Source organism: Streptomyces sp. NPDC005799 (assembly GCF_040630525.1).
Taxonomy (GTDB): domain Bacteria; phylum Actinomycetota; class Actinomycetes; order Streptomycetales; family Streptomycetaceae; genus Streptomyces; species Streptomyces griseorubiginosus_B.
Map to the genome: position 1 here is coordinate 29,612 of NZ_JBEXXQ010000051.1, position 16,015 is coordinate 45,626.

At 69.9% G+C, this 16,015-nt stretch carries 14 protein-coding genes and 1 pseudogene; 3 read left to right on the plus strand and 12 right to left on the minus strand.

What is annotated here, in order from left to right; genetic code table 11:
• Window positions 1–251: 251 nt before the first annotated feature.
• The gene (locus tag ABZ453_RS37850) at window positions 252–1,067 is read right to left on the minus strand and encodes an endo alpha-1,4 polygalactosaminidase (RefSeq protein WP_359022440.1); all 816 of its coding nucleotides are present in this window, start codon (window positions 1,065–1,067) and stop codon (window positions 252–254) included.
• A gap of 838 nt (window positions 1,068–1,905) precedes the next feature.
• Between ABZ453_RS37850 and ABZ453_RS37855 the strand changes: the two genes are divergently transcribed.
• Window positions 1,906–3,159, plus strand: a complete 1,254-nt coding sequence (locus ABZ453_RS37855; RefSeq protein ID WP_359022442.1) for a Gfo/Idh/MocA family oxidoreductase — start codon at window positions 1,906–1,908, stop codon at window positions 3,157–3,159.
• A gap of 248 nt (window positions 3,160–3,407) precedes the next feature.
• Here ABZ453_RS37855 and ABZ453_RS37860 read toward each other — a convergent pair whose 3' ends face one another.
• Window positions 3,408–3,812, minus strand: a complete 405-nt coding sequence (locus ABZ453_RS37860) for a helix-turn-helix domain-containing protein (RefSeq protein WP_359022444.1) — start codon at window positions 3,810–3,812, stop codon at window positions 3,408–3,410.
• 145 nt (window positions 3,813–3,957) lie between these two features.
• On the opposite strand from ABZ453_RS37860, the gene ABZ453_RS37865 reads away from it, so the two are divergent.
• Window positions 3,958–4,830: an SDR family oxidoreductase gene (locus tag ABZ453_RS37865; protein WP_359022446.1), complete on the plus strand. Its 873-nt coding sequence runs from the start codon at window positions 3,958–3,960 to the stop codon at window positions 4,828–4,830.
• A 34-nt stretch (window positions 4,831–4,864) separates the two neighbouring features.
• On the opposite strand, the pseudogene ABZ453_RS37870 reads toward ABZ453_RS37865, so the two are convergent.
• Window positions 4,865–4,954: pseudogene (locus ABZ453_RS37870) on the minus strand (IS630 family transposase); the annotation flags it as partial.
• Between the two features lie 364 nt (window positions 4,955–5,318).
• On the opposite strand from ABZ453_RS37870, the gene ABZ453_RS37875 reads away from it, so the two are divergent.
• A complete protein-coding gene (locus tag ABZ453_RS37875; RefSeq protein WP_359022448.1) occupies window positions 5,319–6,041 on the plus strand; it encodes a flavodoxin family protein in 723 nt (240 codons plus the stop codon).
• A 225-nt stretch (window positions 6,042–6,266) separates the two neighbouring features.
• On the opposite strand, the gene ABZ453_RS37880 is transcribed toward ABZ453_RS37875, so the two are convergent.
• The 9 genes from ABZ453_RS37880 to ABZ453_RS37920 all read right to left on the minus strand — a co-directional run bounded on the left by ABZ453_RS37880 (window position 6,267) and on the right by ABZ453_RS37920 (window position 15,958).
• Window positions 6,267–7,271 carry a sugar phosphate isomerase/epimerase gene (locus ABZ453_RS37880; protein WP_359022450.1) on the minus strand — a complete coding sequence of 335 codons (1,005 nt, stop codon included), beginning with the start codon at window positions 7,269–7,271 and terminating at the stop codon, window positions 6,267–6,269.
• Complete coding sequence (locus ABZ453_RS37885; protein WP_359022528.1) at window positions 7,268–7,876, minus strand: nucleoside deaminase; 609 nt, start codon at window positions 7,874–7,876, stop codon at window positions 7,268–7,270. The genes ABZ453_RS37880 and ABZ453_RS37885 overlap by 4 nt, the downstream gene beginning before the upstream one ends.
• 16 nt (window positions 7,877–7,892) lie before the next feature.
• The gene (locus ABZ453_RS37890) at window positions 7,893–9,419 is read right to left on the minus strand and encodes a GMC oxidoreductase (RefSeq protein ID WP_359022452.1); all 1,527 of its coding nucleotides are present in this window, start codon (window positions 9,417–9,419) and stop codon (window positions 7,893–7,895) included.
• A gap of 60 nt (window positions 9,420–9,479) precedes the next feature.
• A complete protein-coding gene (locus ABZ453_RS37895) occupies window positions 9,480–10,610 on the minus strand; it encodes an ROK family transcriptional regulator (protein ID WP_359022530.1) in 1,131 nt (376 codons plus the stop codon).
• A gap of 8 nt (window positions 10,611–10,618) precedes the next feature.
• Entirely contained in the window at window positions 10,619–11,986 is a 1,368-nt protein-coding gene (locus ABZ453_RS37900) for a carboxylesterase family protein (RefSeq protein ID WP_359022454.1), read from the minus strand.
• Window positions 11,983–12,864 carry a carbohydrate ABC transporter permease gene (locus ABZ453_RS37905; RefSeq protein ID WP_359022456.1) on the minus strand — a complete coding sequence of 294 codons (882 nt, stop codon included), beginning with the start codon at window positions 12,862–12,864 and terminating at the stop codon, window positions 11,983–11,985. The genes ABZ453_RS37900 and ABZ453_RS37905 overlap by 4 nt, the downstream gene beginning before the upstream one ends.
• The gene (locus tag ABZ453_RS37910; RefSeq protein WP_359022458.1) at window positions 12,861–13,781 is read right to left on the minus strand and encodes a sugar ABC transporter permease; all 921 of its coding nucleotides are present in this window, start codon (window positions 13,779–13,781) and stop codon (window positions 12,861–12,863) included. Before ABZ453_RS37910 ends, ABZ453_RS37905 begins: the two co-directional genes overlap by 4 nt.
• Before the next feature lie 7 nt (window positions 13,782–13,788).
• Window positions 13,789–15,090 (minus strand): extracellular solute-binding protein, encoded by a 1,302-nt coding sequence (locus ABZ453_RS37915; protein ID WP_359022460.1) that lies wholly within the window; start codon window positions 15,088–15,090, stop codon window positions 13,789–13,791.
• A gap of 637 nt (window positions 15,091–15,727) precedes the next feature.
• Window positions 15,728–15,958, minus strand: a complete 231-nt coding sequence (locus ABZ453_RS37920) for a hypothetical protein (protein WP_359022462.1) — start codon at window positions 15,956–15,958, stop codon at window positions 15,728–15,730.
• Between the last annotated feature and the right edge of the window lie 57 nt (window positions 15,959–16,015).

The window sequence follows — 16,015 nt, forward strand, 5'->3', positions numbered from 1 at the left end:
GCTGTCCCGGGTTCTGGTTCACCCCCGGTTAACTTCCTCTTTTTGGCCATTGCCCTTCCCACCGGCGCCACGGGGGTGGGGCCCGCCCCCCCGACCCTAAACCACCCGACGCGCGCTCAAGAAGCCCGACAAGGTCGGGCGACGTCAACTGCGGCTCGACAGCGTCCTGAAGGGGCGTGGGGGACCACGCGACCAGCCAAGACCGTGCCGCAGACGATCGACGACGTGACGCGGCGCTTCCAGCCGAGCGATCAGCAGGTCTTGCGGACGTACCCGCTGGTGCCGACGGGCGAGACGTCCACGTCGCGCTGGACGATGCTCAGCGTGCCGCCCCACCCTCGGCACGCCTTCGACCGGCCGGCGTTGGTGTACTCGATCACGATCACGTTGTTGCCGAAGGCACTGGTGTAGCTGTCGCACTCGTCGTACTGGCCGCACTCCTCGGCCACGGCGAAGTCGAGGCCGTTGGCCTTGCGATTGCCGGCCAGTTCGGAGGTGTTCTTCTGGGCGATGGCCAGGCCGTCCGCGTGGGCGCGGGCGGAAAGCAGCTTGATGAACGCCTGTGCGTTGTTCGCCGTCAGGCGGTTTTTCGAACGGGTGTAGCTGTCGTAGTTGTCGGGCTCGACAGCCTGGAAGCCCTTGCTCCGGCACCCGTCGATCTGGGCTCCGATCGTGCCGGCGATCCGCTGCCGCTTGGCGTCCGTGCTGACGTCGAGGAGGGCCTCGCCCCAGTCCTCGTCGTAGACGACCTTGCCCGCGGAGTCGCGCAGCAACAGGTCCGGGTCCCAGTCGCCCTCGGCGCCCGGCTGCGCCTGGAAGGCGTTGACATAGCAGATGTTGTACAGGCCCGCCGCCGGAGAGGCGGTGTGGTCACGAGTGACGACCTTGACACCACTCGGCGGCGTGTAGGCGCCTCCGATCTGGTAGTCGAAGGCGGCATGCGTGGGCGGCAGGGTCACGGTCAGGGCATGCGTCGAGGGCGCCTGGACGAGCAGAGCGCCCGTCAGGGCCACAGCGCCCACGGCCGCGCCGGTGAGTTTGCGGGAGGCGGTGTTGAGGTTGCTCATGCGGTGAGCTCCAGAGGAAGCGGGCACGTCCCCGCCTCGGACACGTGGGGCGTCCTGGCGACTCGGGCCGGACTCGCGGCGCGGGGGCCTGCATACCGGCTGGGCGTGCCTCTGCACGCGGAGCGTGGCTCCAGCGTTGCCCAGGAGTAAAGCGACCACCTGTGAGGATGTCAACGCACTGCCCAAGTCCCCCTGCCACGGGGCCAGTCGGGAGCCCACGGGGAGGATGCGACACGCGGCGCATCGTAACCGTGTCGAGCAGATCCCGGTGCGCCCCGGGGCCGAAGTCGCCGGCGAGCGGCGCGACCAGGCTTGCGGCCGACGGGCCATGGCCTCGACGAGCCGCTCCGGCCAGGGCCGACCGCGCCACTCCCTGTCGCCTATGGGCGAGGACCTGGGGACCGGGGAGGCGACCACCGCCCGGGCACCCACGACTCTCACCGCGGACGCACGGCGTCGGATTCGCCGCCGCAGGTGAGCGCACCGAACCGTCAACGTTCGGCTTGACGACGTCGAGGCCGCGGGTCCCGGGCCCGGCTGGGTGCCCGAACGCAGTCGGCGCATCATGGGCGATGTCCGAGTAGGGAAAAGATGCTTGAAGATGCTCGATTGAGGCATTGATAGAGCATGTTCAAGCATCTATGGTCATGGGTGTCACCGTGGAGCACAGGCTGCCATGTCGGCCCGGAGCGCGTCGTGGTGCCTGTCTGCCGTGCCCTCGCGCGGGCTCCGATGCCACAGCGCTCTCGCTACGCGGCGAGTACGTCGACCGCCGCCGTACGGTGGCCCACCGACCGGCCTCCGGCGCCCAGGCGTCAGCCGCGTCTCCCCGTCTCCGATGAAGGGGTGTTCCGTGACCAGTGGTCCTCCGAACGCGCCGGAACTGCGCGTCGGTGTCGTCGGCACAGGCCAGCGAGCCGGGCTGGCCGCCCTGGCCGAGCGGCCCGGCGCGGCCGGCGTTGTTTCCTGCGCCGATACGTCCGAGCGTGGCCGCGCCGACGCCCGGAGGATCTTTGGGGCCGGTGTCCAGGTCCACGAGCACTACGAGGACATGCTCGGGGACGGTCTGGACGCCGTGTTCGTCCTCACCCCGGACGACATCCACACCGCTCCCACCCTGTACTTCCTTGAAGCGGGTGTCGCTGTGTTCGTCGAGAAGCCTCTGGCCGTCGACCTCGACGACTGCGACCGGGTCCTGGCCACCGCGGCCCGCACCGGCACGCGGCTGTACGTCGGACACAACCTCCGCCATCTGCCGGTCCTGCGCACCATGCGCAGACTCGTCGACGAGGGGACGATCGGAACCGTGCGGGCCGTGTGGTGCCGACATTTCGTCGGCCACGGCGGCGACTACTACTTCAAGGACTGGCACGCCGAACGAGCCCGGACCACCGGCCTGTTGCTCCAGAAAGGCGCGCATGACCTGGACGCGATCCATTGGCTGGCGGGAGGCTGGTCCCGCACGGTGACCGCACTGGGCGGCCTGTCCGTCTACGGCGCCAGTCCGCACCGCCGTACCGGGCCACAGGGGTCGGCGCGGGTGCAGGACTGGTTCGACGAGGGCGTGTGGCCGCCGTCCGCGCTGCGCGATCTCAACCCCGTCATCGACGTGGAGGACATCAGCATGGTGCTGACTCGCCTCGACAACGGGGTGCTCACGAGCTACCAGCAATGTCACTTCACCCCCGACTACTGGCGCAACTACACCGTCATCGGCGACGAGGGCCGGATCGAGAACCTCGGGGACGGTGTCGAGGGCGACGCCCCGGTGATCAAGGTCTGGAACCGGCGGCGCTCAGGCTACCGCCCCGACGCAGATCTGACCCTGCTCCCCGCCGAAGCGGCCGGCGGCCCGCACGGAGGCGCGGATCAGTCCCTCGTCGACGAGTTCCTGCGTTTCGTCGCGCACGGCGGCGCAACCGAGACATCGCCCGTAGCCGCCCGCGAAGCCGTCGCGACCGGCATCGCGGCCACCACGTCTTTGCGTTCGGGCGGCACTCCGGTGGAGGTCCCCGCCCTCGCCCCGCACCTCGCCGACTACTTCGTGCGCCACCAACCTGGCTCCCACGCCCCGGCTTTGCGGAGCGACTGAGCCGGCCGCACTCCATCCGAGGCGGCATCTCGTGGTCGGCACCCACGGGCCTGCTTCTGATGATCATGGATTGGCCCGGACGACCTGCAGGCCTCCCAGGCGACGAAGGAAGTCCTCTTCCGCCCGCGGCTGATACATCCGGAGATGACCATCCTCCGGGCCGACAGCCGGGTTGCTCAGGTGGGTCTGATTGTCGGGCCGGTCTCGGCGAGGCAGCGGTCTATGACCAGTCCGTCGACCGCTGCCAACTACCGGGTACGCGCAGAGCGGTCGTCGTACTCTTCGCGGGCGGCGATGACTTCTTCGATGTGCAGCACGGACCACTCCGTGAGCGCCTTCAGCGGTTCCCGCAGCGTTTCGCCGAGCGCGGTCAGCTCATACTCCACGTGCGGAGGCACCTCCGGGTAGACGGTACGACTGATCAGCCCGTCGCGTTCGAGGGTGCGCAGCGTCTGGGTGAGCATCTTCTCGCTCACGCCCGCCAGCGCCTGCCGGAGCCGGCCGAACCGGGAGGTCCCGTTCCGGCCGAGTTCGCCCAGCACGAGGACTGCCCACTTGCTGCCGATCTGGTCGAGCAGGTCCCGCGACGGGCAGCCGCGCTCGTACGGATCGAACGACGGTATGGGCCCGCTCACGTTCTCGACAGCAGCCACATGGCTCACCTCAATGCTTTCGCTCCCGTAAGTACCCTACCAATAAGTGGCTACTCCCCAGCAGAGAGTGTCCAGGTCATTCTGTGTTCCATCCCGCCGCGGACGGACTGCGGCAGGCGTGCGAGGCACGCGCGGGAAGGAAGGAATGGTCATCATGCCGATCGTCGTCACCGGGGCCACCGGCCAGCTGGGCAGGCTCACCGTCGAGGCACTGCTGCGGCGCGGGATCCCGGCCGCGGACATCATCGCGACCGGTCGGGACATCGCCAGGATCAAGGACCTGGCCGACCGAGGCGTCACGGTACGCCGCGGCGACTTCGCGGACACCGACAGCCTGGCCGAGGCATTCGCCGGGGCAGACAGGCTGCTGTTGATCTCGGCCTCGGTCCCTGTGGGCGAGCGGGTCGCCAACCACCGCCGCGTGATCGACGCCGCCGTGTCCGCAGGCGTGTCGCTGGTGGCGTACACGAGCACGACGCACGCGGACACGGCCACCACCGTCATCGGTGCCACGCACCGCGAGACCGAGGAGTATCTGCGGGACCGCGGAATCCCCAGCGTGCTGCTGCGCAACGGCTGGTACCTGGAGAACTACACCAGCCAACTGCCGCAGATCCTGCAGAACCGCGCCGTCGTCGGCGCCGCAGGCGAGGGGCGGATCAGCGCCGCGTCGCGCGCCGACTACGCCGAGGCCGCAGCCGTCGTCCTCACTGCCGAAGGCCACACCGGCGCCGTGTACGAGCTCGGCGGCGACGAATCCTTCACCCTGACCGAGCTCGCCGCCGCGATCTCCGCTGCGGCCGGCAGGCAGGTTACCTACACTGACCTCCCGGTGACCGACCTCACCCGGGTACTGGCCGCCGCGGGCCTACCCGCCGAGTTGGCGGAGGTCCTCGCTGATGCTGACCGCGGCATGAGCCGCGGCGAGATGTACACCGACTCCGGCGACTTGCGCCGCCTGATCGGCCACCCGCCGGTGACCGTGGCCGAGGCACTCGCGGTGGCCCTGCATCACTGAGGTTGAACTCTTGATGTGGCCGGGTTCCTCGGGTGGGTCTGATGGTCAGGCCGGTCTCGGCGAGACAGCCGTCCATGAGTTCGCTGCGGTACCGGATGTGCCGTAGGCCGCACCGGATGCGCTGCGGCTTGCCGCTGTCAGCCGAGTCGACATCGGACGCAAGCGATGGACGTGAGCGGGGCTTCATGGCGGGGGCCGAGGATTCACCCATGCGGAGTCGCTCCTGGTGGCTGGGCGGAAGAACTGAAACGGCGGCGGGTCGGCGCCCGCCGTCACCCGCTCGGGCGGCACCGGAATTGTGCACCGCACTGGCACGTCGAGTGCCGCGAGGCCACGTTCCCGGTGGGCGCCCCGATGCGCGCGACATCGGTCGGAATGATGACGGATGCGGGACAAAGCGCGACAAACGGAGATCCGCGCGAGAAGCTGCGGCTGGGTTCGTCCCCGTCCCCGGGGGCGCGCCGTCGCCTCATGCCCAAGGAGCCGCCGTGAACGCCACCGACGACAGCTACCGCTTCGACGACCTCACCGCCCTGTTCGTCAACTGCACCCTGAAGCCGTCACCGCAGCAGAGCCACACGCAGGGCCTGATCGACAAGAGCGCGGAGATCATGATGGCGCGCGGGATCACCACGTCCGAGATCCGGGCTGTGGACCATGACATCGCGCCCGGTGTCTACCCGGACATGACCGAGCACGGTTTCGCGTCGGACGAGTGGCCGGCCCTGTACGAACAGGTGATGGCCGCCGACATCCTGGTCATCGCCGGACCGATCTGGCTGGGCGACAACAGCTCGGTCACCAAGAATGTCATCGAGCGGCTCTACGGCTGCTCCGGCCTGCTCAATTCCGAGGGCCAGTACGCCTATTACGGCCGCGTCGGGGGCTGTCTGATCACCGGCAACGAGGACGGCGTCAAACACTGCGCCATGAACGTCCTCTACAGCCTCCAGCATCTCGGCTACACGATTCCGCCGCAGGCCGACGCCGGCTGGATCGGCCCGGCCGGACCCGGACCGTCCTACCTCGACCCGGGCTCGGGCGGGCCGGAGAACGACTTCACCAACCGCAACACCACCTTTATGACCTGGAACTTGATGCACCTGGCCGCCATGCTCAAGCGCGCCAAGGGGATCCCGGCCCACGGCAACCAACGCTCCGAGTGGGACGCGGGCTGCCGGTTCGACGCCCCGAACCCCGACTACCGCTGACTGACCCACGAGCCTCTGCTTGCCGCTCCGCTGTGGAGGACAGGTTGCCGACGGGCTCGGTCCAGCTCGCGCACGCGGGCGGACGTCGTCGATCGTGCATCCGCCGAGGATGGCGATCCGCAGGAGGGCCGAGCCCGGTCGGCCGCGGTTGCCGTGCCAGATGTCGGAAGGGGTGAGGGTGCCGTCGGGGATGGAAAGTGCGTGCAAGTGTGCCAGCCGGAGCCGTCATGTCTGGCCCCGCGTTTCGCTGGGTGCGGCGTGATCGCCGACCGTCGGCAGTGCCCGGACCCCCTCCACGACCGCCTTTCCCGCGCGCAGAGCGGCGACGGGATCGGCCGCCTCGTCCAGCTCGACGAGGATGATGTCGGCGCCGGGCGTATCGGACATCGCGTCGGCCCATGCCTTCCAGTCCACGATGCCGGTGCCCAGTTCGGTCATGTAGGGCTGTTGCTGGGCGAAGACTGTCTCGTCGATGGTGAGTTCGACGTCGATCGGCTTGACGGCGTCCTTCCAGTGCGCGAGCGCGATGCGCTGGGAGTGGCGGCGCGCGACGGCGACGGGGTCGCCGCCACCGAGCGCGATGTGGCAGGAGTCGGGGCACAGCCACACGTAGCGCGGATCGGTCAGCGCCATGAACAGGTCGATGTCCCTTTCGTACCAGAGGGTGCTGTTGGACTCCGTGTGGAAGGCGAGCTTCACGCCGTACCGGGAGACGGCCTCGCCGACCGCGTGGGCGATGTCGGCCATCCGGGTCATGTACGCGGCGTCCACGAAGAAGGGGGGTCGTGTCCCGAACGTCGTCCGCATCGGCAGTCCGGCGACGAGCAGTTCCGCCCCCGCCTCGGCGAGGAAGGCGGCGCGTCGCTCGGCGTCGGCGACGATCGCGGGCAGGTTGCCGCCCTGCAGCCAGTCGGGGGCGTCGCTGCCGGCGACGAACGCGCTCACCACGAACAGGCCGTGGGTCGCCAGTTCACGGCGCAAGGCATCCGCGCCACCGAAGGCGCGCAGAGCCGAGTCGATGTCGCCGGGTGCGAAGGTCAGCTCCAGGCCGGTCACCCCGGCTTGGGCCAGTGCGTCCATCACTCGTGCCCAGAAGAGCCGGGGATGGTCGTGGGCCCACTCGCGCAGGGCGTCGGCGGAGTCCAGTCCCCAGAAGTCCGGGTGGTAGAAGGTGATGACGTCGGTCGCGAAGCGCGGTGTCGGCGGTGCCGGCGGATCCAGGAGTGTCATGCGGCGCCCGCACGGGCGTTGTAGACGGTGACGCCGTGGGCGTCGACGGCGTCCCGGTAGCCGCGGAACACGGCGAGCGCCTCGTTCCGCAGCACATCGCGCACGACCGTGATGCCGCGTGCCTCGAACTGTTCGGCCCAGTCCGCGCCGAGTGGGCCCTCGTCGAAGGTCGTGAGCTCCTCCAGGTCCGGCCCCTCGCCCGCGACCACGAGACCCCGCACCCCGGACCACATCGTCGCGCCATAACAGAGCACGCATGGACGCCAGTTGACAACCAGCTCGTGCGCCGGCAGGCCCTCGCCGCCGAGGTCCCAGCCTCCGGTGGCCTTCTGGGCGAGGCCCAGTGCGAGGACCTCGGCGTGCGCGCTGGAGACACCGGAGGCGAGTACGACGTTCACGCCGACCGAGATGATCCGGCCGCTGTCCTGCTCGGCGACGAGTGCCGCGAACGGACCGCCGTTGCCCTCACGCCAGTTGCGGTCGGCGAGGCGGTGCACGAGGCGCATCCGGTCCTCACGGTCGGGGATGACGGCCGGCACGTCGGCGAGTTCGTCATCGATCCACGCGGGTAGCGCCACGCGGTATTCCTTCGGGATGTCGATCACGGTTTCCAAAGCCCTCTCAATTGATGGCGGACGCGGTGATGCGTGCGGCGACGGCACGCGCGGCCCGTACGGCGGTCACCGCACCGGCCAGTGTGACGTTGGCGGCCATCGCGGTGGGTATCACCCCGTTTCCGGCGAGATACAAATTGTCGAAGCCCCACACCCGGCCGTCGGGGTCGCACACGCTGGTGCCGTCGTCGGCGCTGCCTGCCCGCACGGTGCCGGTCTGGTGCAGTGACGAGCCGGGTGGCAACAGGGCCAGCTCGGTCTCGGGATCGAGGGTGCCGAACTCCCGGGCGAGGGACTGGGCTTGCTCCAAGGCCCGACTGATCAGCTCGCGGTCGGCGTCGGAGTAGCCGAACTCGACGGTGAACCGTGGCATCCCGGTGAGGTCGGTGTCCGACTCCGAGAAGAGGAGCCGGTTCTCGGGGCGGGACTCGACGGGGACGTACAGCGACAGCCCCACCGAGTGCGCCAGGGGGCGGCCGGCCTCGTCCACGTACGTGCGGTTCATGATCTGCCCGTGGAACGGCTGCGCCGTTCCGTTGTGCGGCAGCCAGAGCGAGTCGGTGGCGAACTCGCCGTCACGCGGCAGGGGCAGGGCGTCGAGAGCGATGCCGAACCGGTCGAGGTCGAGCAGCACCCGGGCACTGATGAACGCGTGCTCGTTGAGGTGACGTCCCAGTGCCGTGGGCCGTATGCCGGACGCGAACAGCAGTTGCGGGGTGCGCAGCGCGTCGGCGCACACCACCACGGCCTCCGCGAGGAGTTCGGACTCGGCGCCGTCGGACACCCGACGCAGCCGCACGCCGGCGGCCCGGCCGCCCTCGATGACGACAGACGTGGCGAGAGTTCCGGTAAGGAGCGTGAAGGCCGGGTCCCCGCCCGCCGCGATCGCGGGGAAGACCGTGCCCGGAGCCGTGCGCGGCATGGGTCCCGCAGGTGTCGCGCCGACCGCCATCGGCATCGGCTGGGGCCGCCGGTCGTCCGTCCCGATGCCGTCGTAGCGACGGCGCAGCACGTCCAGTACCCGCTGCCCGACCGGGGTCGGGCCGATGGCGGCGGGTGTGACCGCGAGCAGACGGCGCGCGGTGCCCAGATCCGTCGCCCAGCGGTCCGGGTCGCCGAAGTCGAACACCTCGTGTCCGGCGGGCCAGGGTGTCGCGGCGGTCCAGTGCACTCCCATGCCGCCCGCGTTCCACGCGAGCGCGGCGGCCGGCATCGCCTCGGCGTCCTCGCCGAAGGCGAGCGCGTGGAACATGCCGGGTGCCAGGCCGGTGATGCTGTCCGCGACGTCGCGCACCACCTCGGCGCCCGTGTACAGGCCCTGGATGCCGGTGGAGACCCGTTCGTTGTAGCGCGACCACAGGGCCGGGTCGTCGAGGTCGTGCAGGTGCAGACCCGGGGCCGCCCCGATCGGCCGGCCGCCGTCGACCATGGTGATGTCCAGTGCCGGATCGGTGTCCCGCAGCAGCCGGGCCACGACGGATCCCATGATGCCGCTGCCCACGATGAGAACGCCGGTCCTGCTGGTGCCGGTCATGGTCGGGCTCCTGTTCTGGTGCAACGTGGTGTGAGGGGAAAATGCGGGTGGCACGCGCGATCACGCGCTCGGGACGGGTGGGCCGAACAACTCGGTGTCCATGTGGTCGAGTACGAACTTGACGGCGCCGATGAGCGGGCCGTCGGAGCCCAGGACGGTGGCGCGCAGTTCGACGGCGGGGGTACGCGCGCTGTGCATGGCCTCGCGCACGCGGGGCAGCAGCACGTCGGCCGCGTCCTCCAGCCCGCCGCCGAGCACGATGAGTGACGGCGCGACCGTCCACGACAGGGTGGTGAGGATCGACGCGATGTTCTCCACGAACTCGTCGACCTCCGCGAGCGCCGCCGTATCGCCGGTCCGAGCCACGGCGAAGCGGCCGAGCGCGACACGCCGCCGGTCCGGATCAGGAGAGGTCAGCCAGGCCACGGGGCGGTTCTCGACCGAGCCGGCCGGCAAGGACACCGCTTCGGCGATCTCGCCCGCGGCGCCTTCGAAACCACGGTGTACGTCCCCGCGTATGAGGATGCCCAGACCGGTCCGGTTCCCGAGCATCGCCCATACGACGTTGTCGTGGTCACCGGCCGCACCCCGCCAACGCTCCGCGAGGGCACCGAGATTGGTGTCGTTGTCCGCGAACCACGGCACGCCGATGCGCCTCCCGAGTTCCTCGGGCAGGTGTACGCCTTCCCATCGCGTGGTGTGCACCAGACGTCGTACGACGCCGTCGTCGTCGATCGCGCCACCGCTCGCGATCGCGCCGGCCCGCAGCCGGTCGGCCGAGCCGCCCGCGTCGTCGAGCGCCTCCAGTACCAGCGCCGCCGCGTCGTCGAGCGTGGCTTGCGGATCCTGGTAGACCCGCAGCGGCCCGTGCGCCCGGCCGACGATGCGGCCACGCACGTCGGCGACGACGGCGGACACGTCCAGGGTGGTGACGCGCACAGCCGCCAGCAGAGCGTGGTCGGCCCGCAGGACGTACCGGCGAGCGGGGCGCCCGGCGCAGCCGCTGACCGGAACCCGGTCGAGCTCGCTCACCCAGCCCGCGTCGACGAGGGAGTCCAGGATGAGCTCGATGGTGCGGCGGGACAGGCCGACCCGCTCGGACAGCTCGGCCAGCGTCATCGACCCGGCCGACACCGCCAGCGCGCGAAGGATCACCGAGGTGTTGACCCGCCGGACGGCGCTCTGGTTCATCCCGGGCATCAACACGCCTCCGACGTAACGGACCCCGCCGCCACCACCGGGTCGAACACACCCGTGGTGTCGGCCACCGGTCTCGCCCCGGGCCTGCCGTACTCGCGGGCGGGATCCCCGAGCCTCCCGGTTGCCGGCTCCCAGGCCGGCGACCGGCCGTGGACGAACGCGGCCAGGTCGGCGTGCATGGACGTGGCGAGTTTTGAGGGTGGCTGCGGTCCAAGGGCCGCGGCGGTACCCGGCGCGTCGAGTACGTCGAAGAAGAACGGGATGTCGGCGCAGTGCACGGCTCCGCCGAGTACGGGAGAGGGCCACTCGAAGGAGTACAGCCAGGTGCCGGCGGTGGCGTCGCGACGCGAGGCCGCCGCCCGCGGACAGGCGGCGCGGAACAGGGTGTCCGTCACCCGGGTGCCCGCCGCGCGGGCGGCGGCGTCGCGGATGCCCGGGGCGCCGCCGTCGAACTCGTCGCCCGTGGCGCCGAGCAGCAGTGGTACGTCGTGTCCGTGCACGACCAGTCCCTCGGCAATGGGGACCGGAAGGATGTCGTCGCCGACGACGGGACCGAGTACGAGTGGGCCGTCGTCGCCACGCTGGCTCCGCAGCAGACGGACGCCCTGCTGAACGCTTTCCACCGTCAGGCCGCCGAAGCCGTCGCGCGTCGGCGGCACGCCGAGCCGGTCACCGAGCCGCCCGGCGAAATGGCGCGCGGTGTCCGCGTCCACCTCGAAGAAGCCGCCGGACACACTGACCGCTCGGTGGAAGCGACCACTGCCGAGGGGTGAGGAGAGCAGCGCGAGCACCGCCCCGCCGCCCGCCGACTGGCCGGCCACGGTGACCCGGCCCGGATCACCGCCGAAAGCCCCGATGTTCTCCCGCACCCAGTCGAGCGCGAGCAGCAGGTCGCGCAGCCCGAGGTTCGGGAGCACGCCGTCCAGCGGGGCGAAGCCGTCGACGCCGAGCCGGTAGCCGGGCGTCACCGTGACGATTCCGTCGCGGGCGAAGGCGCGACCGTCGTACCAGGCGCTGGCCGGGCTGCCCGCGAGGAAGCCTCCGCCGTGGATCCACACCAGCACCGGGCAGGACACACCGTTCGCGGGGGCGACCACACTCAGGTTCAGCACGTCCTCGCCCGGCACCGACGGTTCCGGAATGGTGGTCGTGGTGAACAGCGGCACGCGCTGCGACGTCGCACCGTGCCGGGACGCGTCGAACGGCCGCGTGAACCGGCCGCGTGGCACCGGCGGCGCGAACCGCCGTGCACCGACGGGTGCTTCGGCGAACGGGACACCGAGGAAACGCCGTACGCGGCCGGTGCGGTGGCCGATGACCGTACCCGCGGGAGCCTCCACCACGTCCACCATGTCCACCGCCGTCACCGCATTCCCGTTCCGGAGATGCCCTGCACGAAGTAGCGCTGCAGGAACAGGAAGAGGACGAGGACCGGCAGCATCACGACGATCGCGCCGGCGAGCATCAGACCGTAGTCGGTGACGTGCGCGGCGGCCTGGCTGGTGGCGGCGAGGCCCACCGGCAGCGTGTAGCTGGAGGTGCTCTGGGCGACGATGAGCGGCCAGATGAAGTTGTTCCACGAGAAGAGGAACGACATGATCGTGATCGTCGCGACGGCGGGGCCCGCAAGCGGCAGGAAGATCCTGAAGAAGATCCGGAACTCGCCCGCCCCGTCGATCCGGGCCGCTTCCAGCAGCTCGTCGGGGACCGACAGGGCGTACTGCCGCATGATGAACACGGACAGCGGCAGCGCCGCACCCGGCAGGGCGATACCGGTCAGGGTGTCGGCCAGGCCCAGGTCGACGGTGATCACGAACTGGGTGACGAACACCGTGGTGAACGGCACCATCATCGCCGCCATGACCGCGCCGAACGCGATCCGCTTGCCCGCGAAGTCCAGTTTGGCGAGCGCGTAACCCGCGGCCGACGCCGCCACGATATTGCCGGCGACGACGATGACCGCGACCACGATGCTGTTGACCAGGAACCGGCCGAAGCCCTGGGTCCTGAACAGTCGCACGAAGTTGTCGAGGGTGACGTGGTGCGGCAGCCAGGCGCCGGGATCGGAGCGGATCTCGCCGAGGCTGCGCAGCGAGCCGCTGAGCACCCAGACGAACGGCAGCATCGTGAGCAACGCGCACAGCACGAGCGCGCCGTACAGCAGGGGACGGGCGACGGACCGGCGGCGGAAGTGCGTCCGTTCGCCCGTCATCTCGGCATTCCGCGGTGCGGCGATGGTGGTCATGCGCGAGGCCTCAGCATTCGGAACTGGACGATGCTCACCAACGTCACGACCAGGAGCATCACGAAGGACGCCGCAGAGGAGACCCCGAACTCGCCGACCCCGAACTCGTGGTAGGTGTACAGCGCCATCGACTCGGTGGAGCCCAGCGGACCGCCGCCCGTGAGCAGATACGGCTCGTCGAACACCTGGAGGTAGAAGACCGTCAGCAGCACCGACACCATCAGCGTGGTGGGCATCAGCAACGGCAGGGTGATGTGCCTGAGTTGACGCCACCGGCCGGCCCCGTCGAGCGAGGCGGCCTCGTACACGTCTTGCGGCACCGCCTGCAGACCGGCGAGGAACAGCACCATCGCGATGCCGAAGTTGCGCCAGACGCCGAGCGCGATGACCACGGGCATGGCCAGGTGCGTGTCGTCCAGCCAGTTCGGCCCGGCGAAACCGATGGCACCGAGCACCTTGTTGACGGTGCCGTTGGCGTTGAAGGCGTACTGCCAGATCATGGCGACGGCCACCACGTTCGTGACGACCGGTGCGAAGAAGACGGTACGGAAGGCGCCGCGCAGCCGCCGGATGCCGGAGTTGAGCACGAGGGCGAGCGTGAACCCGAACCCCATCGTCAACGGCACACCGACGGCCACGAACAGGACGGTGTTGAGGATGTCCCGCAGGAAGGTCGGGTCCTCCAGCAGCCGGAGGTAGTTCTGGATTCCGGTGAAGTTGACGGCGAGCGGATGCCGCAGGTCACTGCCGTGCAGATCGGTGAGGCTGAACCCGAGCGCGGCCACCGTGGGTATCGCCGTGTAGAGCAGGAACACCAGGGCGAACGGTGCGAGGAACAGCCAGGCGACGGCGGTTCGCCGGGCGCCCCGGGGCCGACGCGCACCGCGCGGCGTCGCCGGCCCGATGATGGCGGTCATCCGGGGATCACCCCTTGCCCGTGCCGAGACTCTTGGCGTACGCCTGCACGTTGGCGGCTGCCTTCGCGGCGGTCCCCTTGCCCTTGGCCACGGCCTCCATCTCCTTGCCCAGCCGGGTGGCGACCTGCTGCCAGGTGCTCACCTGCGGGAACGCCCGGGTGTTCTTCAGCTGCGAGAGGAAGGCGTCCAGCAGCGGCTGGCCCGCGATGGCGGGGTTGGCCCAGGCGGAGGCGACGGCCGGCAGCGAGCTGTACGCCCTGTACTGCGCGACCTGGGTGCTCGGCTTGGAGAGGTACCGGATGAACTTCCAGGCCGCGTCCGCGTTGCCGGTGTCGGCGAGCACCCCCCAACTGCCCCCGGCCGAAAAGGAGACGCTGCCCGACGATCCGGCCGGCAGGGGTGCGGTGGCCACGTCGGAGGCCGTCCAGCCGGTCTTCTTGGCGACTGCGTCGAGCTGGCCGATGACCCACGGACCCGTGATCATGCAGGCGGTCTTGCCCGACACGAAGTACGGCTGCGCGTCGAGGAACGTGGGCCCGCTGGTGTCGGCGATGCCCGAGGTGAAGAACGACGCGTTGTACTTGATCGCATCGACCATCGCCGGCGTGTCGAGCGTCCACTTGCCGTCGGCCGAGAGCAGCGAGCCGCCCGCCTGCCAGGCGTACATCGCGACGTCCTGGCCGTTGAAGATGTCCCAGCCGATGTCCGCCCCGAGCCCGTGCCCGGCTCCGGCGCGCTGCAGCGCCTTGAAGAACGGCACCACGTCGTCCCATGTCGTCGGCGCCTTGACGCCCGCCTTCCTGGCGAGGTCGGCGCGATAGACGAGCGCATACGTGTAGGCGTACCACGGCACCGTGTAGGCGACGTTCTTCACCACACCGGCGTCCCACAGACTGCGGAAGAAGGTGGACGGGTCGACGAGACCGTCCGGGACGGGGCGCAGAATGGACGGATCGAAGAACTGCGCCTGCGCCTCGGGGAAGAACTGGGCGACATCGGGCCCCTTGCCCGCCGCGATCGCCGACTGGAGCTTGGTGTAGTACTCGGCGTTCGGAATCAGCGTGAACTTCACCGTGAGCTTGGGGTTCGCGGCCTTGAAGGGCTTGATGACCTTGTCGAGCACGTCGGCATCGCCCTGGGCGGCCCAGACGTTGACGGTGCCCTTCGCCGGGGAGTCGTCGACGGGCTTGGCGGAAGCGGCGGCCGCAGCGTCGTCACTGCCGCGACCACAGCCCGACAGGGCGAGGCTGCCAAGGAGAGCGGTGCCGGCGGTCAGCTGGAGGACACCGCGTCTGGAGGGGTGGGACACTCTGGGGCTCCTGTCTCATGGGCGCTGAGCACAGTGGAATTTCGGGGGAAGTAGCGATTTCGGTCCGGGGGAGGTGATCGATGTTCTGGTGCCTTTGCGGCGTGGCAGTGACAGTAGGAGGGGCGCGTTGCCATGGCATCGCGCGTCCGTCACCGTGAAATTTCGGAACTTGTAGCAAAATCCCGTTTCGCCGCACCGGGCCGGACTGTGGTCAGCCCGGTAGTCACTGCGCGAAGTTCCTGCTCAGGCCGGTGGCGAAGGTGCTGACACCGGGCAGCGCCGGCGCGTCGACCGCGCCGCACCTGCCCAGCCTCGGCCCCCTGACGCCCGCCCGGAGGCCACAGTCGCTGCGGCCTCAGACCGTCAGCGCATCGAACCGCAACGTCGCAGGACGGTGAGGGCGTCGAGTACCTCGGAGGGCCCGCACGGCGAGGGTGACCGCATCGATGTCGGCGAAGCGAAGGGTGCACCTATCAGTTTCGTCATGCCGGGTGAGGACGGTCGGCATGACGGCCTGCCACCTATCCGATCGACACGCTCGACGAGGTGTTGCCGTGGTTCCTCGAGACTCTGTCGCTGCCCCGTTCGATCGACCCGTTTCTCCTGTGTGCAACCGCCAGGTGCCCAGGAGCGTGGCCTACCCCTGCTCGCGGTCGCCTGCACAGACAGCGAGCAGGAAGGACGCGGCGACCGGGCAGATGCGGCGGCTCAAGCCGTTCTCGGCGGGTATCCAGCTGCCGACGAGAACCTCACCAACGGCCCCGCTCCGTTCGGGGGACCGGAGCGCCTGGAGCAGCTGCGTGCGAAATACGACCCAGATGACTCCGTCGAGGAGGGCGACCAGGCCCGGCTGGTCGCCCAGGACCACGCGTGAGTGTCCTCGCGGGCAGGCACGGCGCCGAACAGCTTCGGTTCGAAGCCGTCG